At 54.2% G+C, this 25880-nt stretch carries 15 protein-coding genes and 1 pseudogene; 12 read left to right on the forward strand and 4 right to left on the reverse strand.

The window, feature by feature from the left end:
- Positions 1–84: 84 nt before the first annotated feature.
- Positions 85–1236, reverse strand: coding sequence for a DegT/DnrJ/EryC1/StrS family aminotransferase (locus tag ACIQJ2_RS33240; RefSeq protein WP_400675756.1), 1152 nt, complete (start codon positions 1234–1236; stop codon positions 85–87).
- A gap of 702 nt (positions 1237–1938) precedes the next feature.
- Between ACIQJ2_RS33240 and ACIQJ2_RS33245 the strand changes: the two genes are divergently transcribed.
- The 6 genes and pseudogenes from ACIQJ2_RS33245 (at position 1939) to ACIQJ2_RS33270 (ending at position 10885) form a co-directional block, all read left to right on the forward strand.
- Positions 1939–2085, forward strand: coding sequence for a hypothetical protein (locus ACIQJ2_RS33245; protein ID WP_400675754.1), 147 nt, complete (start codon positions 1939–1941; stop codon positions 2083–2085).
- 157 nt (positions 2086–2242) lie between these two features.
- Positions 2243–3733: pseudogene (locus ACIQJ2_RS33250) on the forward strand (IS3 family transposase).
- A gap of 435 nt (positions 3734–4168) precedes the next feature.
- Positions 4169–4729: a dTDP-4-dehydrorhamnose 3,5-epimerase gene (gene rfbC / locus ACIQJ2_RS33255; protein ID WP_400675868.1), complete on the forward strand. Its 561-nt coding sequence runs from the start codon at positions 4169–4171 to the stop codon at positions 4727–4729.
- A 99-nt stretch (positions 4730–4828) separates the two neighbouring features.
- Positions 4829–5884: a dTDP-glucose 4,6-dehydratase gene (gene rfbB, locus ACIQJ2_RS33260; RefSeq protein ID WP_400675752.1), complete on the forward strand. Its 1056-nt coding sequence runs from the start codon at positions 4829–4831 to the stop codon at positions 5882–5884.
- Positions 5885–6095: 211 nt separating this feature from the next.
- Entirely contained in the window at positions 6096–6971 is an 876-nt protein-coding gene (rfbA, locus tag ACIQJ2_RS33265) for a glucose-1-phosphate thymidylyltransferase RfbA (protein WP_400675750.1), read from the forward strand.
- A gap of 56 nt (positions 6972–7027) precedes the next feature.
- Positions 7028–10885 (forward strand): rhamnan synthesis F family protein, encoded by a 3858-nt coding sequence (locus ACIQJ2_RS33270; protein WP_400675748.1) that lies wholly within the window; start codon positions 7028–7030, stop codon positions 10883–10885.
- A 201-nt stretch (positions 10886–11086) separates the two neighbouring features.
- On the opposite strand, the gene ACIQJ2_RS33275 is transcribed toward ACIQJ2_RS33270, so the two are convergent.
- Positions 11087–12082: a lysophospholipid acyltransferase family protein gene (locus tag ACIQJ2_RS33275; RefSeq protein ID WP_400675746.1), complete on the reverse strand. Its 996-nt coding sequence runs from the start codon at positions 12080–12082 to the stop codon at positions 11087–11089.
- A gap of 4 nt (positions 12083–12086) precedes the next feature.
- A complete protein-coding gene (locus ACIQJ2_RS33280) occupies positions 12087–13577 on the reverse strand; it encodes a cytochrome P450 (RefSeq protein WP_400675744.1) in 1491 nt (496 codons plus the stop codon).
- Positions 13578–14011: 434 nt separating this feature from the next.
- Here ACIQJ2_RS33280 and bcsN point away from each other — a divergent pair, with 434 nt between their 5' ends.
- From bcsN to ACIQJ2_RS33310, 6 genes are all read left to right on the forward strand, one after another.
- Positions 14012–15007 carry a cellulose biosynthesis protein BcsN gene (gene bcsN, locus ACIQJ2_RS33285; RefSeq protein ID WP_400675742.1) on the forward strand — a complete coding sequence of 332 codons (996 nt, stop codon included), beginning with the start codon at positions 14012–14014 and terminating at the stop codon, positions 15005–15007.
- 57 nt (positions 15008–15064) lie between these two features.
- Positions 15065–17254: a UDP-forming cellulose synthase catalytic subunit gene (bcsA, locus tag ACIQJ2_RS33290; protein ID WP_400675740.1), complete on the forward strand. Its 2190-nt coding sequence runs from the start codon at positions 15065–15067 to the stop codon at positions 17252–17254.
- The gene (locus ACIQJ2_RS33295) at positions 17254–19743 is read left to right on the forward strand and encodes a cellulose biosynthesis cyclic di-GMP-binding regulatory protein BcsB (RefSeq protein ID WP_400675738.1); all 2490 of its coding nucleotides are present in this window, start codon (positions 17254–17256) and stop codon (positions 19741–19743) included. The genes bcsA and ACIQJ2_RS33295 overlap by 1 nt, the downstream gene beginning before the upstream one ends.
- Positions 19740–20789 carry a glycosyl hydrolase family 8 gene (locus tag ACIQJ2_RS33300; RefSeq protein WP_400675736.1) on the forward strand — a complete coding sequence of 350 codons (1050 nt, stop codon included), beginning with the start codon at positions 19740–19742 and terminating at the stop codon, positions 20787–20789. Before ACIQJ2_RS33295 ends, ACIQJ2_RS33300 begins: the two co-directional genes overlap by 4 nt.
- Positions 20780–23197, forward strand: coding sequence for a cellulose synthase (locus tag ACIQJ2_RS33305; protein ID WP_400675734.1), 2418 nt, complete (start codon positions 20780–20782; stop codon positions 23195–23197). Before ACIQJ2_RS33300 ends, ACIQJ2_RS33305 begins: the two co-directional genes overlap by 10 nt.
- 148 nt (positions 23198–23345) lie before the next feature.
- On the forward strand, positions 23346–24143 hold the full coding sequence (locus ACIQJ2_RS33310) for an ABC transporter permease (protein WP_400675732.1): 798 nt from the start codon (positions 23346–23348) through the stop codon (positions 24141–24143).
- Positions 24144–24517: 374 nt separating this feature from the next.
- On the opposite strand, the gene ACIQJ2_RS33315 is transcribed toward ACIQJ2_RS33310, so the two are convergent.
- Positions 24518–25450: a hypothetical protein gene (locus ACIQJ2_RS33315; protein ID WP_400675730.1), complete on the reverse strand. Its 933-nt coding sequence runs from the start codon at positions 25448–25450 to the stop codon at positions 24518–24520.
- Positions 25451–25880 lie beyond the last annotated feature (430 nt).

The following is a 25880-nucleotide window of genomic DNA, read 5'->3' on the forward strand; positions in this document are numbered from 1 at the left end:
TAGTAATCTCATGGCCGCATTCCGCTTATATATGAGTTGCCTGCCCGGCCATAGCACCGGACAGAACTATCATAATCCAGTATACTACGATCTCATCTCAGCGATAATTTCACAAAGGGTGTCGCACACGTACATCACATCGTCATATGTCAAGCGAAGATGGAGGGGGAGAGATATCACACTTTCCGAAAACTCGCGTGCGTTCGGGCATGAATTTCCTGCATTCGCATACATCGAGAACTCTGTGTTATCCCGATAGTGAACGCCCGGAAAAATTCCAGCATTATTCAGCGCTAGGAGAACCTCATCGCGTCTTGAGACCCTGATCTGAAACAAATGTCGCGACGACTCGCAATCCACCGAAATTGGAACGATCTCTATGCCCGGTATATTTAAGAGCCGATGCTGATACCAAGAAGATACCTGACGGCGATAGGAATTATCTTGATCTAGATACTTAAGCTGAACAAGAGCAGTCGCAGCAATTAGTGAATTTCCGTGATCCTTGAATCCTAGATGCGGCACGTCATAATGCCACTTATACGCACCGCCACTTTGCGACCGAGAAAACGTATCTTTATCAATTCCTAGCCAAGATTGCTGCCGGACAATCTTATCAAGCGCAGCCTCACGGAAGCAAACCATTCCCGAGTCGGCCGTCGGCAGATTCTTAACTGCCTGGAACGAATAGACAATTGCGTCCGCACCCAACCCAGGGGTTGTCGAATTAACGCGCGTACCCGCCATATGCGCAGCATCTAAAATTAGCCGCAACCCCCTGCGCTTGCATAGCTCTTGAACTGCAGTCAACTGGCCCGCATTCCCACCCAACCCAACAAAAATAACAGCTCGAGTTTTGTTGGTAATTCGCTCTTCAATACTAGCGGGATCAAGGCATCCATACTGATCGATATCGGCAAATACGACTTTCAGTCCTTCGTATAAGATAGCGTGATTTGTGGATACGAACGTAATCGGGGTACTTATGACTTCATCGCCTTCGGCCCAGCCGCCAACTTCCTTGAAGATCTTTACTGCCAAATGCAGCCCCGCTGTAGCAGAATTAAGAAAATGCGCATGAGAGACGCCAGTATATTTCTTCCAAGCCTCTTCAAATTCCACAGTCTTGAAGCCTAGCCCAGTCCACCCTATGTCCAAGCACTCTTTCATTGCCGCCAGGCATTCCTCAACGCGATACGTTGGGACAAAAAGCTGAATCGGAGATCTATTTGTCACAATGTTAACTTTCTAACACACCAAGTTGTTGGTTGATACTAAATTACCGTTGCTCTTGCTAGCGGCTAACGTAGGTTGAGTATCGTGTCAAGCAGCATCAAGAGTGGTGCTTTTGCCATTGCGGCAGAGCAGCCGCGGCAAATTCAGGAGCATACGATAGCGACGTGTCATTTGTTAAAATGGGTTGAGATAGAGTTAGTTTACGCCACCTCAGCGTAGCGACTCATCCGACCTGCCAACGAAGAGATACATCGGTTATAGCCGTATGGCTTCCCAACTATGAATGTAAGACTGACCTTACTCGCACGTAAGAACTTTAAATTCCTGCCCAGCTTACTTCAACATATTTGGCCTCACGATAACGCCATGGTCAAGATGGATGTTCGCGCCTAGAGGCCTCGGTAAACCAACAACGCTTCAACAAGCAAATTGCAGCGCTGATCCTTACCGGGCGTGATAAGAGACTGTCTCGAAAGTGGTTGAGGAATACAAGGCAACCTATTGATATTAATGCACCTCTGTCGTCCCTCCCTGTTTCCTCTGATTTACGTCAAAAAATAAGGCAGGAACCGAAAGGTTCCTGCCTCTACTCGACCGCAACACAGCAGTCATGTTAAGCTGGCCGGGGTAGGTCTCGAACACCTACCCCGGCCTATCAAGGCCATCCTATAATGTTCACATAACCACACGGAAACTTTTAAGATGACCAAGATTACTGTCCCTGATTACATCAGGAAAGATATGAACAAAATGCTGCACCTTGCACTTCGGAGTGCCGAAGTGGATAAGCAAAACGCAATGGCGAATATTCGCAAGCGAATGGAGAAATTCCGCTTAAACAACGCCTAAGCTATCTAGGCGCTTCAAAAATACGCAAGATACCGCCAATCTTTTGGTTTCCACGCGGAACTGAGCCGGGGGGATGCGGACGAAAACTTGGAGCACCAGGAGGTAGTTCATGTATTCCTACGCAGACAGACTTCGAGCCGTTGAGCTTTAATTCCGGCTGGGCAAGCGGCTTAACGCGACCATTCGCCAGTTGGGGTATCCCACCAAGAATGCGCTGAGGGGCTTGTACCGTGAGTACTTACAGCATCTCGACCTGCGTGTTCAGTCGACTGCCTGAGCGCCAAAATATTCCGAGGCCGAAAGGCAGGCGGCACTTGAGCACTTTCGCACCCACGATCGTTGCATCTCTGCGACGATGCGGGCACTTGGCTATCCCGGCCGAGGGACTCTGACCGCCTGGGTCCGGGAGGCATTTCCAGAGACGCGAACATCGATGGTCGGTCGATCGTGGCACCCTGTTTATTGCCAGGAGGTCCGGCAGGCGGGCGTTATCGGACTATGCGGTGGAGATGAAAGCGCTCAACAGGTGGCTTACCGGCTAGGCGTCTCAAGGCCGACATTGTACGCTTGGAAAGATCAGCTTCTCGGTCGTGAGGCTCCTTCATCCATGAAACGCCGCAAAGCCAACTCCAAAGTGCCAGAACGTGAAGAACTCGAGCGAAAGCTTGAAGCCCTTCAGCGTGATGTCCGCCAGTTGCAACTCGAGCATGATCTCCTGAAGAAGGCCAACGAACTATTAAAAAAAGGCCTGGGCGTCGATCCGCAGATCCTGAGTAATCGGGAGAAGACACAGCTGCTTGACGCCCTTAAGGAAGTTTATCGCTTGCCAGAACTACTCGCCCAGCTGCGAATTGCCCGAAGCTCCTACTTTTACCATCGCACGCGCATTTGTCTGGCAGACAAGTATGCGGCCGTCCGGCACAGCCTTGCGGAAATCTTTGAAGAGAACCGTCGTTGCTATGGTTATCGCAGACTACAGGCGTCGCTGGCCAGGCGGAGCGTAATAATCTCGGAAAAGGTTGTGCAGCGGTTGATGAAGCAGGAGCAGTTGGTCGTCGCCAGACCGCGTCGACGGCGTTTTGGATCATATCTGGGAGAAATCAGTCCTGCGCCTGAGAACCTGATCAATCGGGACTTCCATGCAGAAGCGCCGAACGTGAAATGGCTAACAGACATCACCGAGTTCCAGATCCCAGCCGGGAAGGTGTACCTTTCGCCTATCATCGACTGCTTCGACGGCATGGTCATCAGTTGGTCGATTGGAACGCAACCAGATGCGGGCCTGGTCAATACCATGTTGGACGCCGCCATCGAGACTGTGACCGACGCAGCGGAACGGCCAATCGTCCATTCCGATCGCGGAGCTCATTATCGCTGGCCCGGTTGGCTCACACGGATTAGCGAAGCGAAATTGGTTCGCTCGATGTCCCGAAAGGGCTGTTCACAAGACAACGCCGCGTGCGAAGGCTTCTTCGGCCGGCTTAAAACGGAACTCTTCTATCCACGAGATTGGAAGGCCAACACAATCGAACAGTTCGTTGCCGAGGTAGATGCTTATATTCGCAGGTACAACGAGAAGCGTATCAAGATATCGTTGGGATCGCTCAGCCCGGTCGAATATCGTAAGTGCCTCGGCCTGAACTTATAGAGCAGTCCAACTTTTTATCCGCACCCCCTTATGCGCCTAACCGGCTCAGTTCCGCGTGCAAACCAACAAATATTCTCCTGAGGCACAAAGTCGCGGCCTGAACTGCCCCACACATCTTAGCGAAATTGGCGTCACTCAAGTGCCAGCGTCCCCCACGGTACGATATCTTTTCAAAAACCTGTTTTCTTTCATATCTACTGCGGTATCCGAAAGGAGTAGATCAGCGAAGCCATCGCAATAGTTCCCAAGCGCCGAAAGCGAGTTGCATGAAGATGGTTAGGAGAATTTTAAAATGCTCGCAAATAGCCGCCGATCTCAGCATCCTCGCTTGAAGTTGCTAGAGAAACAACCTAAACCTGAACATTGCGGTCGTACCGACCAAACAATCCAATTGGCAACCACAGATTTACTCTGTACAAATTCGAGCGATACGTGATGGACTTTGAGCCAACAAAGATTACTGACGTGATGGTAATCAAACCGAAGGTTTTTTGTGACGACCGTGGCTACTTTATGGAGACATTTCGGCAGATTTTTTTTGCCGAGAATATCAGCCCCGTTAACTTTCTCCAGGACAATCAATCGCTATCCAAAGATATCGGTACCGTGCGTGGCCTACACTTCCAACTTTCGCCGAAAGCGCAAGGAAAGTTGGTGCGCTGCGTCGCGGGAGCAATATTCGATGTTGCCGTGGACCTTCGGAGCGATTCTCCCACGTTTGGAGAACATGTGGCAGTAGAGTTGACGGCAGAAAATGGTTGCCAACTTTGGGTCCCTCCTGGCTTTGCCCATGGCTTCTGCACGTTGGTGCATGACACTGTAGTGAGCTACAAGGTCACGCAATATTATAGCGCCAGACATGACCGTGGACTTCTCTGGAATGATCCCGCGTTGAACATTGATTGGCCAGTGTCTGCAGAAAAGGCGTTTCTATCGAATAAAGATCGAAGTCAACCGAAACTCGCCGAAATTGCGCCTACCGCCGACTGGCATTGAATGTTACGCGCTGATTGGGATGCCTCGAGTCTTATTTGTGCCTTGCAAAGTGGGCAATAATTCTAAACATTCATCACAAGTTTTAGGGAGGCGCCGGGGATGCGCGTAATGGTAACAGGCGGAGCAGGCTTCATTGGTTCAGCCGTTGTTCGACACCTAGTGTTGAATAGAGGCTATGAAGTGCTCAATGTCGATAAACTAACCTACGCTGGAACGGAATCCTCGTTAAACTCGGTACGGAATCTACACAGTTACAATTTCCTCAAAGCTGATATCTGCGATGCCTCAGCTATCAACGCAGCCTTGTTAGATTTCAAACCCGAACGAATTATGCATCTTGCCGCTGAAAGTCATGTGGACCGCTCAATCACCGGCGCTCGCGACTTCATCGATACCAATGTTTTCGGTACGTTCACTATGCTCGAATGCGCCAGATCCTATTGGTATGAATTAGATCGATCCAGGCAGGAGGCATTTAGATTTCTCCACGTGTCGACGGACGAAGTTTATGGTTCGCTTGGGAGCGAGGGATATTTTGTGGAAAATACTCCATATGACCCGAGCTCGCCTTACTCTGCAACGAAAGCCGCCTCTGATCACCTAGCTAAGTCTTGGGCACGAACCTACGGCCTACCGGTTATTATATCCAACTGCTCTAACAACTATGGCCCCTTTCATTTTCCCGAGAAATTGATTCCTTTAACCATCATCAATGCGATAAACGGTGAACCGCTTCCCGTTTACGGCGATGGGAGCAACATTCGCGATTGGCTGTACGTCGACGACCACGCGCGCGCACTAGATATTATTGCCGAAAGAGGCCGGCCAGGCGAGACCTATAACGTCGGTGGCCGCAACGAACAACGCAATATTGATGTCGTGACTCGCATTTGCGAGCTACTAGATTATTTTCACCCCTCAAAGGAACCGCACTCAACATTGATAACTTACGTAACTGATCGGCCGGGCCATGACGCACGCTATGCGATTGATGCAACTAAACTGGAAACCGAGCTCAAATGGCGAGCAGCGGAAAATTTTGATAGCGGGATCGAAAAGACTGTGCGCTGGTATCTTGAGAACGAATGGTGGTGGAAGCCCCTCCGCAAGGACTACAAAGGCGCCAGATTGGGCTTGCTTGAGAATGTGCTGTAGCACCGACATACATAGTGGATCGGTTAGACAGATGCCCTAGCTGCCTAGTATTGAAGGGAGCTGACGCGCCGAAGAGCGGTCTGAAATATACGCCCTCGATCGACGACAGAGACACAATATTGTATCCGCCACCTCCTTGTTTTAATCAAGTATTGATGAACTCGCCAGACTGAAAACAAGAAACATGTTATCTAACAGGGATTTCAAACTAATGAAGGGTATAATTCTCGCTGGAGGTAGCGGCACGCGGCTCCATCCAATGACAAAGGTGATCTCAAAGCAGTTGATGCCTGTTTATGACAAACCGATGATCTACTACCCATTGTCAACATTGATGCTCGCGGGCATCCGTGAAATATTGATCATTTCAACACCAATTGACATGCCTCTATTTCAGCGGTTACTCGGTGACGGGTCAAATTGGGGCATCAAACTTAGCTATGCCGTACAGCCTGAGCCCAAGGGGCTCGCTCAAGCGTATATCATTGGCGCAGATTTCATAGGAAATAGTCCATCTTGCCTCATATTAGGCGACAACATTTTCTATGGCCACGGCATTACAGAGGCCTTTGAGGAGGCTATCAGAAACTTACGCGGCGCTACAGTCTTCGCCTATCAGGTCGCAGATCCAGAGCGATACGGCGTCGTCGAGTTTGACAGTTCGAATCGAGCGCTTTCCATAGAAGAAAAGCCGCAAAAGCCAAAGTCAAACCACGCGGTGACTGGCTTATATTTCTATGACCACAATGTTGTCGATATCGCGAAGAATCTTAAACCATCACACCGTGGAGAACTTGAGATAACTGACGTAAACCGCGCATACCTTGAAAAAGGCTTGCTCGACGTGCAGATCCTGGGCCGGGGCTATGCTTGGTTCGATACAGGTACTCCAGATAGTATGCTGAATGCAGCAGAATTTGTTGCCACGCTTGAGCGTCGACAGGGCGTTAAAATATGCTGCCCTGAAGAAATTGCGTTCACATCCAGGTATATCGATCGGAATCAACTAGAGAACATTGTCGAAGCGCAAGGAAATAGTGCGTACGCCAAGTATTTGAAGCAGGTTTTGGACGGAACCTTACTCTAACAACCGCCTCTTGAGCAAATAACTCTTGTGTAGTTGCAATTCCTAGGCACTAAAAAATGTTGAAGAGCATAAGATTTTCACGTCGTAAGAGATCTAATCATTCGATTGCTCGCTATTTAGATGTGTCGTGGTATTTGGATAGGAATCCAGACGTTCGATCAGCAAAAATCGATCCAGTTGAACACTATATTCGCTTCGGCTGGAGAGAAGGGCGAAGCCCAAATCTTTTCTTTGACGTTACCTTCTATTTGAAGCAGAACGCCGATGTTGCCGACGAGAGCATTGAACCTCTACAACACTATATCAAATTCGGCTGGAAGGAAGGACGCAATCCTCATCCGTTATTTGATCCAAAGTGGTATTTGCAAACTTATCCAGATGTCGCAGCAGCCCAATTGGAGCCGTTGCTTCACTTCATTACTCACGGCGCTAAAGAAAATCGCCGCCCGCACCCACTGTTCGACTCTCAATGGTATCTATCCCAAAACGAACAAGTTAGAGAACTCGGCGTCCCCGCTTTTGCTCACTACCTGAATAGAGGCCGCTTTGAAGGTCTCCAGCCCCATCCCCTTTTCGATTCAGGCTGGTACGCAACGACCTATTCTACCTCAACAAAAATTGAAGACGCACTTTTCGACTATTTAAGCGTCGGAGCGGCTTTAGGGAGAGATCCCAATCCGCTGTTCTCCTCAAATTGGTACCTGCAGCAACATGAATTGTTGCGAGAGTCATCCATCAACCCATTAGTGGATTATATTCTTAGGGGCCATGATGAGGGACGTGACCCCCATCCAAAATTCGATGGCGATTGGTATCTATCGAACTATCAAGATGTTTCCGCCAAGGGCGAGAATCCGCTACAGCACTATTTGTCGCTCGGGCAATTTGAGAATCGTCAGACGGCGATGCCCAGCAAAGAGTCGGACGTCTGCGAAGTCCTGGACATCCCATACGAAATTCGAAGAATACCCCCGTGTTTCACTCAAAAGGACGTATGCCTGTTCGTAACATACACGAAGAGCGGGAAGATCCACGATCACGTTCTTCGATATCTACGAACCTTAAGATCGAGCGGTCTGCTAGTTGTGGCGATCATCTCTACTGATGGCCTAGATCATGCATTACCCCACGAGATCAAGGACTGTGACGGCTTAATTGTACGACAGAACCATGGTTGGGATTTCGGAGCTTGGGCCGCAGCGCTCGCAAGCATGCCTGCCATTTGGCAAGCTAGATCGGTTTTCTTTACAAATGATAGCGTCTATGGCCCATTTAGCCAGCGAAAATTACAAGCAATTATTGAATCTTTCCTAGCTAGCAGAAATGATGTCCTGGCGTTGACAGATAGCTATGAAATTAAGAGACATCTAATGTCTTATTTTATCGGCCTCAAGGAGGACGCGCTAAAATCTCCTGCGGTTCAAAATTTTTGGAAACGTGTGAAAAGCCTGAGGTCCAAAGAGGAAGTTATAACTCAATACGAGGTTGAGAATGGAAATGACTTAATTTATTCCGGCCTTAGGGTAGCCGTTCAGTTCCCAACAACAATAGAGAATCACTCTCAGAATCCTACATTGTTTAACTGGCGTGGCTTGCTAAAGAGAGGCTTTCCTTTCGTCAAGGTCCAGGCCCTAAGGGATGAAATCCCCGGCGTCGATATTTCAGACTGGCACAGAGCACTGAAAGCCTATCCAGACGCCGTAAATGAGATAGAACGCCACCTCAGCCACTTAAGACATCCCGATCCACAAAGCGACGATCGCCCTATTCCAGCGCCACCGCGGCGCTTTCGGTACCCCAAAACTTTAGTGAATGGGATTGGTGCCGTCAATGCCGTTCGAATTTCTGAAGATACAGATTTTGTTATGCAGGTACCGTTTGGATTCAACATCTCGCGTATGCAACTACCTGAAAAGGTAGCCGTGATTGCACACATTTTCTATGTGGATGTTGCCGATGCTATCTTACAGCAACTTAGCCTAATACCTGTGCCATCTTACATTTTCATCTCGACTGACAGTGATGAAAAGCGGACACAATTAGAGCATGTATTATCTAGGTACTCGTTGCCAAGATACGAAGTTAGGGTTTTTCCGAATGTAGGGCGTGACATTGCTCCATTCTTAGTCGGTTTTCGGGACGTTTTGCTTGAGTATGACTACGTGCTGCACGTCCACTCGAAGAAGTCCCCTTACGGTTCGTCACATCAGGGCTGGCGAGAATATCTCCTCCAAAACCTTGTTGGCTCTATCGAGGTCATCGAGAGCATCTTATATCTGCTTAAAAATACCGATACTGGACTGGTCTTCTCGGATCATTTTCCTGGCATAAGAAACTTGCTGAACTGGGGGCATGATTTCGGTTTGGCTCAATCACTTCTCGCGAGAGTGAATATTAGTATCGACGCTGGTCTAGCTTTAGATTTTCCATCCGGATCATTTTTTTGGGCTCGAACCGATGCATTACGTCCTCTCCTTGATCTTGATCTTTCGTGGCAGGATTTTCCGTGTGAAACAGGCCAGAGCGACGGTACCATTGCACATGCAATTGAACGATCAATTGTCTATGTTTGCGAAGCACAAAAGTATCGCTGGACAAAAGTATCGACGCTTCGGTCTGCCTCGATATCTCGTTTGATTAACTCAGGTTCCTCAAGTGAGGTGTCTGAAAGCCTTGAGCGAACCGGCCTCCGTCTCCTTGGCAACACGATTATGTCGAGCAGTCATTTCCAACGGAATGCTGAAACTATATCCGCCATGGCGAAAATTGATACATCGAATAGACCCCGCATTAACCTTGTCGTTCCAACAGTCAGGCCCGAAGAGACGTATGGGGGCGTTACCACCGCGTTAAGAATATTTGAGCAAATTGTGGATAATTTGCCTGAAGACTTTGATGTGCGGATAATTGTAACCCATAGCGCTGTCGATTTACATTGTTCCTTGGGGTTTCCAGGGTATTGCGTGATAAATCCCGCTTCGATGCAGGATAATTTTCGCAGGGTCATCGTTAACGTCAATGATGTTAGATCGAGCAAAGTCCTTAGCTTAAGAAAAAATGACCTATTTATGACCACCGCGTGGTGGACAGATCAGTATGCTAGGCAAATTGTTAGTAAACAGAACTCGTTCTTCGGCTCAAATCTCCCCAGGATCTATCTTATTCAAGACTTCGAAGTGGGATTTCACGCTTGGTCGACAGAGTATGCTCTTACTGCATCTACTTATTCTGATTTCTCGCAGGTCATACCGATAATAAATTCTGAAGAACTTGCCGAGTTCTTTTTGACTAAATTTAAGTTGAAGCACGGATATGTTGTCCGTTATTTCATGAATGAAACGTTGCGGTCCGCAATACAATCGAAAGAACGAGAACGTATTTTGCTACTCTATGGGCGCCCAAGTGCGCTACGCAACTGTTTCGACCTCGCATGCATGGCGCTAGCTGTATGGCAGAAACGTAATCCTGAACGTGCGGCTATGTGGGACATAGTTTCAGCCGGCGAAAACTACTCTGGTGCCAGACTTTCTCCGCTGTCTAACGCAAAAGTCGTGGGAAAACTGCCACTTGATCAGTATGCAGATATACTAAGCCGCGCTTCTATTGGGATTTCTCTAATGCTGTCGCCGCATCCGAGTTATCCGCCGTTTGAGATGGCAGCAACTGGCCTAGTCACCATTACGAATAACTACGAAAATAAACGCATGCAATTAAGGCATGAGAACATCATTGCCGTCGAGATACTGGACGTCGAACATTTGGTTGAGGCTATTGAAATCGCTGTAGATAGAGCCGAAGGGATGCTGGGTAAGAAAGCGGAGATCAAGGATATAGATACGCTTCCATGTGAACTTCCAGAGTTCAACCCGAAGCATCTAGCAAGTCATTTAGTTGAGTTGACCAAAATGAAGTGATTATCTTTACGTTTAACTGTGCAATGCCGGACATAGCTGCATCGCTGTCGTGTACTGCGCTACGAGCGGGTAGAATCCGCAGTTTGGTTGCAGCTGCCACCAGGCTCGGGTTCGTCTAGCGACATAGGGTGCGGCGATGGTACGGAGTGGTTGCGTATGGTTGTTGCAGGCAGTTGCCACCTAATTGCAGAAAGATCCCTTTTACGATAGTCGCTTGTCTATAAAATACCATTGCTCTGGGTACTCGCGAACAATGGGCTCTATGATCGCATTCAAAAGTTCGACATCCTCAATGATCTGATTTTCCGTGCTCGGCGCCGTCGCCAGTTTAAACGGCTCCAATGCCCGTGACGTGAAATTTGTCCCGTCATCCCGCGTGATGAACAGTGGATATATTAACGCATTCGTCTTGCGTGCCATACGCACAACAAGGGCATAGTTGCCCTCAAGGTGAGCCGGCCGGTCAAAAAACGGAGCACGGATATAGCCATTGAAGGCTTCATCACAGAACATTAGCAGATTGCCGCCATTCTCAAGAACTCGAAGTGCCGGGCGGACAAAACTGCGTCCAGGCTTTAGGATGCCGAGACCGGCGCCCTTCCGCAGTCGGTTAACTATGTAGTGGCGCGACCGGCGTTTGGGTGGATCATAGTTCATGGTCACCGCAAGCCCCATATCGAGCAGGCAATGCCAGAGCACTTCCCAGTTGCTGACATGCGGAGCGATGAAAATGACGGGATCTGAGGCGCAGCGCTCAATCATGTCTTCCGTGCCGACGGTTCGAACATGTCGCCGCGCCAGCCTAGGCACAACGGAATATTCGGCCATCTGCCGGCCTTGAGAATCGGCATAAGCCGTCAGCAATTTTTGAAGTTCGATATCGCCAAGGTTCGGTTTTATCATTTTCAGATTGGCTGCAGCGCGCGCATAAGCGCCTTTGTGAAAACGCGGTGCCAGAACGCGCCCAAGCCAACCGCCCAATGCAGAACAGAGCCGGGCCGGCAGCAACATGAAGGCAAAATAGAAGAACAGGTCTGCAGCATTGTCGATATTATCATGCAGCCAATAGCGCAAAAACGCTTTGCGCCGATCGCCGCCGGCTAAAAAATCGGCAAGCGGCGGCGCCTTGGGGGCCTCATAGGTCCAGGCCTTGCGCTTTTGAGGAGCGGCTGGTGTGCTGTCATCATCGGCCGGCATCGGATCAACGCCTATGCAGGGTAACAGGTATGCCGCCACGAGGGCGCAGCGTCAGACGGCATTGCGGCTGGACACTATGCCCCTGCTTCACACGCACGCGAAAACGCTGGGCCAGGATCGCAAGGCAAAGGATCGCCTCCGCGAGCCCAAACTGCAAGCCGGGGCACACGCGAGGACCAGCGGCGAACGGAATATAGCTGTAAGGTGTCGGCCTCGTATCACCTAGGAAACGCTCCGGATGAAAGCGATGGGGCTCGGCAAAAAGCGAATCTGTGCGATGCAGAATCCACGGCACGATCAGCACGAGTGCTGCCTTGCGTACCTTCACATGACCGATCTCGTCGGGTTCCGCCGCCTGTCGCGCCAGAATCGGCACTGGCGGATAAAGCCGCAGCGTCTCCTCGATCACAGCCCGGCACCAATCAAGCTTTGCGACGTCGTCTATCGATGGAATACGATCTCCGCAGACAGCCTCGATTTCAGCATGGACGGCCTCTTCTACCCAAGGTGCACCCGCAAGGAGATACCACGCCCAGGTCAGGGTCGCGGCCGTTGTTTCGTGTCCGGCCATGAAGATGGTGGCTGCCTCGTTTCTGAGCGCCACGACATCAAGCTTCAGTTCCGGATTACGTTGCTGTCGACGGATCAGGAGCTCGACCATCGAACTGTTGTCGCCCTTGCCTGCGAGATGGTCTTCGATCACTTGGTCGATAATGCGGTGGATGCGCTTGACCGACCGACGCAGGCTCGGCGTCTTGACGATCGGCAGGCCCTCGTCGAAACCAAGGAAATAGCCGAGATTGATGGAATCGACCAACGCCTGATAGCTGGCGAAACCCTCTGTGACGGCATTCGCACTCTCCTCGCCCAGATCATTGCCGAAGACGCTCCGCGAGATAATCTCCGCGGTCAGCCCTGCCATTTCAAAAAGAGCGTTTACCTCCGCTCCCTCGCCTAGACGCTGCCATCGGTCAACAAGTTCGCTCGCCGTCGTCTGCATGATCGCGCCGAAAGCAGGCACGCGGTTCTTATGCACGATATCGGAGACCAATGGTCGGCGTTGCTTCCAGGTTTCCTTGTCGGAAATGAACAACCCATCTCCGAGCAGATATTCCAAGGCACGACGCATTTGCGGCGTCTTTCGCTCGAAATTCTCATGCCGCTTGGCGACCACATACCGGATCGCCTCCGGAGAATTGACGATGACGATCTGGCGGCCCAAAAGCTTGAACTCCGCCACATGCTCGCGATAATCTGCCCGCCGCCAGATCGACAGAAAATCGCTTCGAGCTTGCAGCATGAGTTTCAGCGGCTGGCCAGGTTTTCCTGCATAGTCGGCAGCATGCGCCGGCTCGAAATACCGCGACGATGAATCGACGCGCTCGACGATTTCGGTTTTCTGATCAAGCCAGGCCAGCATATTGGTGCACAACTTTCGCGCCTTGCGGCCGGTAACGGTGGAACAGCGATCGGATACGACAACATCCGGTGGCACCGACTATATTCATTTCGCAAGTGCAGAAAAGCCCCCGTCCTACGGAAGCGGAAACTTCCCTCCTTCTTGCAGCTTCTAGCATTGCGCGCATCAGTCACGCTTTCTTGGAATTTGATTGGGAACCCTATCGACCTTTCGCAGCGGCACACCCGTTCAGCATCCGGGCCGGAGGAATAGTGAAAGAGAAGCATATACTTGTTGATCGGAATTCTAGCGTCCGCCCTCACCGGGCATCGCGCTCCACGACGATCAGCGCGCAATTGCATACGGAGTGGCTATTTAACCTCTATCAACAGGGCCGCAGCCCGAAAATTAACGCTCGGTTAACCATATTCACCTTTATTCACTATACCGAATACAAGGACTTGATTCCCCGAACCGGCGCGCAATTTGCCGATGAATCTGACCGTAAACAATTGTCGCGATCCCAAGATATGCATTTTACAAAGACCATAGCGCTGATGACCCTGGCCTGCCTGGCGGCTGGCTGCACGACGACGGGTCATGTGCGGCAGTCGATCGGCGTGGAAACCGTCGACAACGACAAGGCGCTAGCCTTCCCGCCACCAGGCGGCCCGGCGATCGTCAATGTGGTCGAGCGCCGGCATGGCAAAGATGTGGATCAGACGATTTCGCTTGCCACATCATCGTCTGTCCCCGGCCAGAATTTCGTGAAGGTTCAGTTTCTCGGCATAGCCGGACCAAATCAGGGTCTCGGCAGCAGGCCGTTCAACACCATCAATGAACGCACGATTGCCCGCGAAATGGCTTCGGCAATTCCGGGCGTCCGTCTCGCCCGTTCGGCGATCTTGGTTCAGAACAGCTACGGACCGTTCGGCTATGCTTCCGGCCAAAGCAGAACCGGGGATACGTGCCTCTATGCCTGGCAGCAGATTCAGGCCGGTTTCGCGCGGCAGCTCGACCAGCGCAATTTCGGTATGGTGCAGGCGAGGATCAGGCTTTGTGATGCCCACGCCACCGAGCGTCAGCTCCTGAGCACCGTCTACGGTTACACGATCGCCGGCCATTTCGATGGTGCCGCTTTGGCACCCTGGGGGACGCCGCGCGGAGCCGAAGCCGTTCTCGGCAAGCCGGGAGAGCTGGTCTATCCTGACGCAGCCCCCTATCGCACGGCGCCGATCACAATCGGCTATCAAAATCGTCCGGCACAGCCGATACGTCGTCCCGCTGTTGTCCGTAAGCCGGCCATGGTGCCGTTGCAGCCACAAACGCAGCCGGCCCTCCCGCCGATGATCGGCCCGCGTGTGCCATTGCCGGATGGGCAAAGCGACCCATCTCAAACGGGTGGCGCAACGGGACCGTCTTCGATGCTGGTGCAGCCGGTGCCGGCAAATACTGCGAGCAATATTATCGTGCCTTTACCGGACTGTAACGGAGACGCTGGCATATCCGGGGCATGCCGCCGCTAAACGGCGCGGTCTCGGGGCGCCAGGATGGCGCCCGACAATACCTTTGAAGGAACACCGATGCAGACAGCACGCAGCATCTTGATATGGGCCGTGATCGCGCTATGCGGGGTCGTGCTGATCACCTTGCCGGTCAACCTTCAAACGCAGCTGATCGCCAGCACGGTTGTCGTCACCATCATGGCCATTATCAAGATCTTGAAGCGTCAGGGCACATGGCGGCTTGTCGCGCTCGCCTTTGGTACGGCCATCGTGCTGCGCTACGTCTATTGGCGCACGACAAGCACTCTTCCGCCGGTCAACCAACTTGAAAACTTCGTGCCCGGCCTACTGCTCTATCTCGCCGAAATGTACAACGTCGCGATGCTGATGCTCAGCCTCTTCATAGTTGCCACGCCGCTCCCGCCACGCACCGCGCGCGCATTGAAGACGCAGCATTTCCCGTCCGTGGACGTTTTCGTGCCCTCCTATAACGAGGATACCAACCTTCTTGCCAACACGCTCGCGTCGGCAAAGGCGATGGACTATCCGGCCGACAAGCTAAAGGTTTGGCTGCTCGACGACGGCGGCACCGCACAGAAGCGGCATTCGACCAAAGTCCTGGAATCGGAGGCCGCCATCGCGCGGCATGACGAGCTTAAACGGCTCTGCATCGACCTGGATGTCGAATATCTGACGCGTGAGCGCAACGAACACGCCAAGGCCGGCAATCTCAACAATGGCCTCGAACATTCCAACGGCGAGCTCATTGCCGTTTTTGACGCCGACCACGCGCCCGCGCGTGACTTCCTGCTGGAGACGGTCGGCTATTTCGAGGACGACCCGAAGCTGTTTCTCGTCCAGACGCCGCACTTCTTCATCAACCCCGACCCGCTGGAGCGCAATCTGCGCACCTTCGACACCATGCCGAGCGAGAACGAGATGTTCTACGGCATCATTCAGCGCGGCCTGGACAAATGGAACGCGGCCTTCTTTTGCGGCTCCGCGGCCGTGCTCAGCCGCAGAGCATTGGAGTCGCAGAACGGGTTCAGCGGTATCAGCATCACGGAAGACTGCGAAACGGCGCTCGCACTCCACGGCGCCGGCTGGAACAGCATCTATGTCGACAAGCCCCTGATTGCCGGCCTGCAGCCGGCGACCTTTGCGAGCTTCATAGGCCAGCGCAGCCGCTGGGCGCAGGGCATGATGCAGATCCTGCGCTTCCGCTTCCCGCTATTGAAGCGCGGCCTCAGCCTGCCACAGCGTCTCTGCTACATGTCCTCGACGCTGTTCTGGCTCTTCCCCTTCCCGCGCGTCATCTTCCTATTCGCGCCGCTCTTCTATCTCTTCTTCGACCTCGAGATCTTCACGGCCTCCGGCAGCGAGTTCCTCGCCTATACGCTTGCCTACATGCTCGTGAACCTGATGATGCAGAACTATCTCTATGGCTCCTTCCGTTGGCCGTGGATTTCCGAGCTGTACGAGTACGTTCAGACGGTGCATCTGCTGCCGGCCGTCATCTCCGTCATGCTCAACCCGCGCAAGCCGACATTCAAGGTCACGGCCAAGGACGAGTCGATTTCCGTGAGCCGGCTCTCCGAGATCAGCCGTCCTTTCTTCGTTATTTTTGCCGTGCAGATCATCGCGCTCGCGGTAACAATATACCGTGTCTATGCCGAGCCCTATAAGGCCGACGTGACCCTCGTCGTCGGCGGCTGGAACATCATCAACCTCATCCTCTCCGGCTGCGCATTGGGCGTCGTCTCTGAGCGCGGCGAGCGCGCCTCGTCGCGGCGCGTGCGCGTCGATCGCCGCAGCGAATTCGGCTCCGGCGACAGATGGAATTCCGCATCCATCGAGGACGTTTCCGTTCATGGCGCACGATTGAACGTCTTCAACAAGGACCTCGGCCCTATAAAGGTCGGCTCCGAAGCCACGCTTCGTTTCCAACCCTATAGCGGAGCCGAGATGGTCACCTTGTCGGTTATCATCCGCAACATCGAGCAAATGGGGGATATCACCGCCATCGGATGCCAGTATGTCCCCAAGGGCGCTGCCGATCATCGCCTGATCGCCGATCTGGTTTTTGCCAATTCCGACCAATGGACGAAGTTCCAGCAGGCACGGCGGCGCAACCCCGGCATCATCCGTGGCACGATCTGGTTCCTCGGCCTGTCGCTCTATCAGACGAGCCGCGGCCTGATCTATCTCTTCCGAGGGGTCGGTGGCGAACGGGCGCCGCAGCGGCAGGACGCAAAGGCAAAAAGCTGATGAACCGCGTCCTCCCAACTCTCTTCTTCCTCGTTGGCGCCACCGTTGCACAGGCGCAATCGACACCGTTCGATATGTCCGGCGAACGCCCGAAGGGCGAGCAGCCGGTCACGCCACAGATCCTGGCACCCCAGGCAAGCACGCCGCAAGTCGAGCCACCGAAGGCCGCTCCGACCCAGATTGTCACGCCTCAAGCCGCTCCTCCCCAGGCCGCTCAGCCCGTGGTGACCGCCCCACAAGCGGTCGCCCCCCAGACCCCGGCTCCGCAAGCCGCAGCCCCGGTGACCCCGGCGCAAGCGGCGCCGCAGACAGCACCGAAGGTGGAAAAGGCGACGGCAGCGGCCTCGGTGTTCCGCCGCTTTGTCGTGCCCTATTCGAAGCTGCGCCTGGAGGGGGAAAACGACCACAAGTCCTGGTCCATCTACCTTACCCCAGAGCAGGCCGCGGCCCAGGCGAAATTCAATTTTTCCTATCAGAACGCCGTCGTCGTCGCTCCGGAAGCGTCGCAACTCACCGTGCTCCTGAACGATCGCGTCGTGCACCAGCAGCCAATCGGCTCTTCCGACAATCCGTCGGATATCAGCTTCGACATCCCGCGCGGTCTCCTGCAGCCCGGCGCAAACCTGCTGACCTTCGATGCTTCGCAGCGGCACCGCACCGACTGTGACATTGCGTCGACCTATGAGCTCTGGTCGGATATCGACCCGGCAAAAACCTATCTGACGTTCGCAGGACACGAGGCGGAAAAGCTCTCGACCACGGACGCAATACGCGCCATCGGCGTCGATGCCAGCGGCAAGACCCAGTTCAATCTTGTGGTGCCGGCATTGGCGCAGCCGGGCTCGACCAAGCCGATACTTCGGCTCTCCCAAGGCCTGGCCCTGCTTGCCGGAATGCCGAATGAGATCTTCTCGTTCAGCACGGATACGTTGCCGCCTTCAGGCCCAGGCAAAATGACAGTGATTGTCGGCACACCGGCCGAATTGCAATCGGTCTTCGCCGTGCCACCTGCCGCCCAGAACGGCGCTTTGGCGACATTTGCGACAGATCCGCATAGCGGGCAGCAGTTCCTCCTCGTCAGCGGCCCATCCTGGCAGGCCATTTCCTCGGCCATCGACATGGTTGTGTCGCCGACCGAGAGGGACCCCGGCACGCGTCGCGATCTATTGGTAACGCAGCGCTGGATGGCGCCCGATGCGCCATTGATCTATTCCGGAACCAGCCTTTCCTTCGAACAGCTCGGCGTCAAGACGGCGGAATTCTCCGGACGGCGCTTCCACACCAGCTTCAACATCGCAATTCCATCAGACTTCTATGCGAATGCCTATGGCGAGGCCAGCATTTTGCTCGACGCGGCCTATGCGAAAGACGTCAGGCCGGGCAGCCACATCGATGTCTACGTCAACGGCAATATCGCCACAACGAAGCCGATCACCGCGACAGGTGGCGGCATCTTCAGGCAATTGCCCATTCGCATCACCATGCGGCACTTCAAGCCTGGTCTCAATACGGTGACGCTCGAGGCCATGCTGCTTGCGGACGAGGATTCGGCCTGCGTGCCTGCGGCGACATCCAGCACGACGCCGCGCTTTGCATTGTTCGATACCAGCCAGTTCCGTATTCCGGATTTTGCAAGGGTCGAGCAGCGGCCCAATCTGGCGGCACTGGCCGGTACGGGCTACCCCTATAATCGCGATGGCGAATCGACGGCCTTGTTCATTGATCGGATCGATGCCGACATGCTTTCAACGACTGCAACGCTTCTTGGACAGATGGCGATCGTTGCCGGGCATCCGATCCCTATCGAGCCGATCGCATCCTCCAGTGCAGTCGGCAGCCGGAATGCGATCTTCATAGGCTCGATTTCGCAGCTGCCATCGACGATCCTCTCGCAGATGAACATTGCGGCGACGAGCCAGGTGGCCTGGCGGCCGCCCACACCGGGGCAAGGCGCAGCTCCGGATTCATCCGTCACCATCGCCGACTGGCGGACCCGCATCAGCGGCGGCCTGTTTCAGGGGCAACTCGACAATTTCCAGCAGTGGATGCATCGCAATTTCGACATTTCATTGAGTTCACTTCGCTTCATGCCGGGCTCCGAGCAGGTGTTTACGCCGTCAAACGCAAACACGTTCCTGATCGCGCAGGAGGCAAACCCCACCAACGATGCGACCTGGACCGTTATTGCCTCGCCAAGCGCCTCGGATTTGCGGGCCGGCGTCGAGGCCATGACCACGCAACTCAATTGGTCGCAGATCAGCGGTCATATCACCGTCTATTCGGGCAAGACGGGAAAGATCGACACTGTTCCGGTCAATCGCTTCGATTTCGTCATGCCTGAGCCATGGTCGCTGACCAACTACAGGCTTATCGCCGCCAACTGGCTGTCCAGCAATATCCTTTCCTACGCCTTCTTGCTGGTCATCGGCTCGCTGCTGCTTGGCATTGCCACGGCAAGCATCCTCTCCAAGATCGGTAGGCGAGAATGAGACGCTGGCGTTCCATTCTCGCCTTGTGCTGCGCAGCTGTTGTCGCGATCGCCCAGCCGGTCGCAGCACAACGGGCCGCGATCGATCCGGACGCATGGGCCGTTTACAAGTCAAAGTTCCTGGACACGAACGGACGCATCCTCGACAACGGCAACAACGGCATCAGCCATAGCGAAGGCCAGGGCTATGGCTTGCTGCTCGCCTATCTCGCCAACAATCCGGCGGACTTCGAGCAGATCTGGTACTTTACGAGAACCGAGCTTCTGCTGCGCGACGATGGTCTCGCGGCCTGGAAATGGGATCCCGCCGTTACCCCACATGTAACAGATACGAACAACGCTTCGGACGGCGATCTGCTGATCGCCTACGCTCTCGCGCTTGCAGGATCGGCGTGGAACAACAAAGACTACCTGCAGTCGGCCGCCGCCATGGCGAAATCGCTCTTGACCCATGTCGTGATCGACGCAGGCGGCAGGACGCTTCTCCTTCCCGGCGTCGAGGGTTATCGAGCACCCGGCCGAAAGGACGGCCCCATCATCAACCCGTCTTACTGGGTCTATGAAGCTATCCCTGTCATGGCGCTGCTGGCGCCGTCCACCCGATGGCAGAAACTCAAAGACGACGGACTGGCATTGCTGCGTTCCATGCAGTTCGGCGCTCGCAAGCTGCCAGCCGATTGGGTAAGCCTGCGAGCAAAGCCGACACCGGCCGACGGCTTCGAGCCGGAGTTTGGCTACAATGCCATCAGGATCCCGCTTTATCTGGCGCGCGCCGGCATCAACGACAAAGCTCTCCTCACGCGATTGCAGGAGGGCATGACCGTCGAAGGCGATGAACCCGCAACTATAGACCTGACGTCCGGCAAGCCGAAAGACCTGCTTTCGGACCCCGGTTATAGAATTGTTAACGATGTTGTGGCGTGTGTGGTAGGCGGAACGAAACTGCCCGCTTCGGTTCGGCAGTTCGCTCCGACACTTTATTACCCGGCCACTTTGCAGCTGTTGAGCCTGGCTTTCGTTACGGAGAAACACCCGGAGTGTTTATAAAGTCCACCTTGATCATGGCTTTCATGGCCGTCGCCGTGGCGGGGTTTACACTCGCCACGAAGGATCTGGATACGCCGGAAGACAAGATCAAGCTGGCGAGATCACACCGCCTTGAGCCGTTGGCGACACTCGTTGCCGACGCAAAGGCTGCCGGCATCCCCGGACAACCGGTCGATCTGAAGACAATCGCCGATCATATTCAGGCAACTGCTCCATCGGCTGTGCTTGCCGATGCGCCGAATACGGCCCCGGTGACCGATACCAAAGCTGATACAACAGCCCAGGCCGCCCCGCAGCCACAGCCGGGTGCGCCTCAGCCTGCACCGCAACAACCGTCGCAACAGCAGCCCAATCAGGCTCAAGCCGCGCCCACTCAGCCGAAGGTGGATGAAAGTGCTTTGCGCTATTTTGCCAGCCGGGGCGACAAGGCGCGTCTTCAGGCAGAGATTTCGCGACTGCAGACACTCTATCCGAACTGGTCGCCGCCTGCTGACCCGCTCGCCGTTCCGCAGAATAGCGACAAGCAGTTGGAGGCCATGTGGCAGCTCTATTCCGAAGGGCGCTACGCGGAAGTGCGCAAGGCAATCGCAGACCGTCAGGGCGCGGAAGCTGGATGGCAGCCACCTGGCGACCTCCTGGAGCGTCTCGCGGTCGCCGAGGCACGCACACGTCTCATCAACGCTTCCGATCTCAAGCAATATGCGACGGTCATCGATATAGGCTCGAAGAACCCGAGCCTCCTCACCTGCAGCGATATCGACGTTCTCTGGCGTGTCGCCGAAGCATTCATCAGCACCGATCGGGCCGCGCGCGGACAGGATGCCTACAGCTATATCCTGAAGACCTGCACAAACCCGCAGGAAAGGCTTGCAACCATCCAGAAGGCCTCTGCCCTTTTACCCTACCAGCCCATGCAGGATCTGCTTGCGCTTGAGAAGCCGGATGGTAATGGCGGTCGCGAGTTCGACAGTATACGGACGGATTTGGCGCGACGCTTCGTGGCACAGGGCAATGACGATCCGAAACTGACCGTCTCGCAGGACTATCTCTCCCAGGTCGAGCGCGTGGCTCGTAGCCAGGGCCTTGCCTCGGACGACGCGTTGCTCGGCTGGTACTATCTGCGCCGCAGCAACTACACCGACGCCGAACAATGGTTCAAGGCGGCTCACGAAAAGACGGACTCCGCCGCGATCTCGCAGGGTCTCGCCCTGGCGCTGATCGCTGATCGCAAGCCTCAGGAAGCCGAAGACGTCATGTATAAATGGCGCAATGAGTCCAAGGATGCGATGGCCACCTATTTGGCCGCGACGGCAAACCTGATGGCTTTGCAGCCACCCGCCACGCTCACAGAGGAAGTGCTTGGGCGCGTTGCCGCCGAGATCGTGAAGCAGAAATATGTTCCGACCGCCCAACAGTTCGGCTGGTTTGCCCGCTCGATGAACCAGCCGCAGGCAGCAGCCCGCTGGTTCGAGACGGCCCTGCGCTGGAAGCCCGATGATGAGCCTTCCGCCTACGGCCTCGCGATCACGCGCAATCAGCTGAACGATCGGCAAGGTGTCGCCGAGGTACAGCGCCTATGGGCCGGCCGGTCGCAGCGCATCGCCGTTCTCGGCGAACCGGCTCCGCGTACGCCTGCTTATGCGCCATTGCCCTCGCCGAACCAGACGGCGCAAGTCGTCGCGCCGCAGCTTGTGCCGCAAGTGCAGCCTCAGAGCGCTCCTCTGGTCGCCCCGCAGGTGGCGCCGCAGGCACCCGTCGAACCAGCCTATGTGAACACACAGGTCGCCCAGCAACCCGTGGCACCGGCTCGCCGCGCGGCTCCGGTCGAATATGCCGAGCCTGTTGCTCGTTCGAAAGCGATCGCTCGCACCACCCGCCGGCCGGCCGGCTGTACCACGACCATCAATGCCGAACTTCTATCGCCGTCCAATGCGCTCTCGCATGGCTGGTGCCTGATGAACCTCAATCGGCCAATGGAAGCCGTCGAAGCCTTTGGCGTCGCGCTAAACAACAGCGATTCCAAATCGCGAGAAGAGGCGGCCTATGGACAGAGCCTTGCCTATCTGCGCGCCGGGCTCGCCAACAACGCCGCCGTCGCGGCGACCAAGGCTCCGATGAATCGTCAACGGGCCGCCGAGCTGCAGGTCGCCATCCTTGCCGACCGCGCCCTTGCAGCCTTCGATGGCAAACGCTATCACGAGGCCCTGCTCTATCTCGACCAGCGCTCACAGCTCCAACAGGAACGCACGGACCTGATGGTGTTGCGTGGATACAGTTATCTCAATCTGAAAATGTACGATGATGCCCAACGCATCTTCACCGCCGTCGCCGCCACCGGCAATCGCGACGGCAGCCGGGGTCTCCGGGACTTGATGCTGGCTCTGCATCCGCAGCAGGGGGAGTATTGATAATTACTCACAGGCCGATTTCAACAAGTGGAGAAAGCTTGCCGTTACAATAATTGGGGTCCATCTCGTTGGCATCGACTTGATCCCATTAGCACTTGGATCCCCCACTCACTGTGATACATTCTTCTTAACTTGAAGGTCGGGAGCCATGGTATTGCGAACGGGAAAATATCCCTTTTTTCAATCATTAAAGGAAAAAAAGAACGTGATGGAAGCGGTAGTTCTTCGCGACATGCGCTCTCGTTTCTTCAATCATGGATTAGGCTTTATAGTCCAGTGCCTCTGGCCGTTGGCCCACATACTTATAATTATGGCAATCAATATTGCGGCAGGCAGAGCTGCTCCTTTTGGAACTCCAATGTTATTTTTTGCGACTGGCCTTATTCCTACGTTGACATTTATTTACATTTCTCGATTCATGGGCCTTTCCCTGGTTATGAATCAGCAAATGCTCTCCTTTCCAATTGTGAAAGTGACCGATATCCTGTTCGGTAGAGCTTTTCTCGAAGTCATTGCTGGTTGTGTAACCCTTGCGATGATATGGGGGATATTTATTGCGTTTGGAGACTATCCGTATCCCAATGATCCTGGTGATGCAGTACTCGCTTACATGGCGACAATACTGCTGGCACTTGGAGTCGGAACAATCGTGGGCGTCATCAGCCAATTCCTACCTATGTTTGCCACTGTTTATGCTTTGATGACGATCATAATCTACATATCATCTGGCGCACTCTTCGTGACCTCATCGTTTCCCGATCAAATCGCGGTTCCGTTATCTTACTTTCCTATCGTTCAATGTGTCGAATGGATGAGAGTTTCGTACTTTGAAAATTATAGCGACCGGCTGTTAAGTCGGGAGTACTTAGTATGGTTTGGAGCGACATCGCTGATGCTGGGCCTTCTACTGGAGCGCCTCCTGAGGCGCGTTGTCATGGAAAGTTGAGCCTCCAAGAAATCAGAACCCGTTGTTGACATCATGATCAATGATGGAGAATGTGTTGAAATCGAGCGTCATTCACCTCTCCTCGTTGTGAGGCGAGGCGACAGTTCTCAGTCTCGTTAAAACAGGGGTCAGTTTCTAATTTCGCCTTACACATAGGCAACCAAATGGGCTTTAATTGGCCAAGTCGGAAGTGCCTCTTTGAACGTGAGCTGCGATGCGGTCGCGCCCGGCAAATCCAGGCGACTTGCTTAGCGCATACCGCCCAGGGGCCACGGGGGTAACGTCGAAATCGTCTATGCCATGCAAATTGCGCCCCGAGTTCAAGCCAGGAGCTCCACGGAGTATTTTTCTCGCGGCATTTTTCGATGCGAGGGTCAGCTCATGTTAGTCGCTTCCGAGGCCTCGTTCAGATCACCGATCTTGATGAGGTCAACTAGGATAGAGCGCAGTTCCGGCCAGGGGCTTTCGCCTGGGGTGGTGCCGGGGTCTTCCCATTCGACGAGGGCATGCAGCTTGGCCGTAACGCCGGCGATCGTTTGAGCCGGGGCCATCCAGAGGCGCTTTGCGGCCTCGAGCTCCGCATGCATGACATCCAGTTCCTCCTGATGCGCCCGGCTGTAGCCGAGCTGGTCATCTGCCGCCTGCCATTCCACACGCAACTTGTCGAGCTGGGCTTTGGCGCGCCTTCTCGCCTCCGCCATATGCTCTCCAGGAAGAAGAGCGTCGATTTCATGGTCTGTTGTCGCGAAAGCGGAAGCCTCACCGCCGGGAATGGCCAGATCTATGATTGGCGTGCTGTCGACCATCGCCAGAAGGCGGGTTTCCATCGCCTGCTGTTTAACAGACAGAGCCTCGCGCTTCTCGTGCAGCATAAACCACTCGCTCCATAGGGCGAGTGCGGCATCCGTGTGCGGTTCTGCACAGATTGCAAGTACGTAGCGTTGCATGATTTTTGATAAAGTTCTGCTATTCTCAGAATCATCCATGATCCGAGCTCCGAACAGCTTGATTGTGGTCAGGCGGAAGCAGGTGGTCGAGACACCGGTTTCCGCCGTTATGGTCGTTTTCATATCACATTGACGTAAAGTCTTCAACGAGAAATCGAAAAATATGAGTGGAATAACCGGAGCACAAATACGAGCAGCAAGGGCTTTGCTCCGATGGTCCGCAGATGACCTCGCGATGGCGGCGAGCGTTGGAGTTACAACAATACGTCGTGCAGAGTCAGATGATGGACAACCGAAGATTACCGCTGCAAATTTGAAATTGATCAGGATTACTTTGGAAAATGCCGGCGTTGAATTCATTGCTCGGGACAGCGGAAGTATAGGCGTATTGTTTAACAAGTCGAAATGACGAACGGCCGCTTGACTACAATGTAGGCAAAGCATGAAAACGGCCGGCGGCGTTCCTTCTGCCCATCACACAATTGGAAGCTGAATATCGTTGGTCTGGCTTGGATGGCAATTGGGACGGCGTACACTCTGGAACCAGCCAAGTGTATGGGCTCGCGAGGGACGCGCGTGGCATAGGAGCAACTGCAGCGTGCATAGCGGCAAATTAGGTGAGATTCAGCGTCAATCAGGATGAGACTCGCGCCGGGGTGTGACGGAGTGAGGGCGTAGCCCGATCGTAGTCATACCCCGGCGCGGCGCAGATTTTCGGCGTCTCATGATCGCGGTCGGTCCGATACATTTGCGGTTTTCTGGATTGGAGAACCAGTTTGTGCCGGGTCGC

It is taken from the genome of Rhizobium sp. NPDC092011, assembly GCF_044756305.1.
In the GTDB taxonomy this organism is placed as follows: Bacteria; Pseudomonadota; Alphaproteobacteria; order Rhizobiales; family Rhizobiaceae; genus Rhizobium.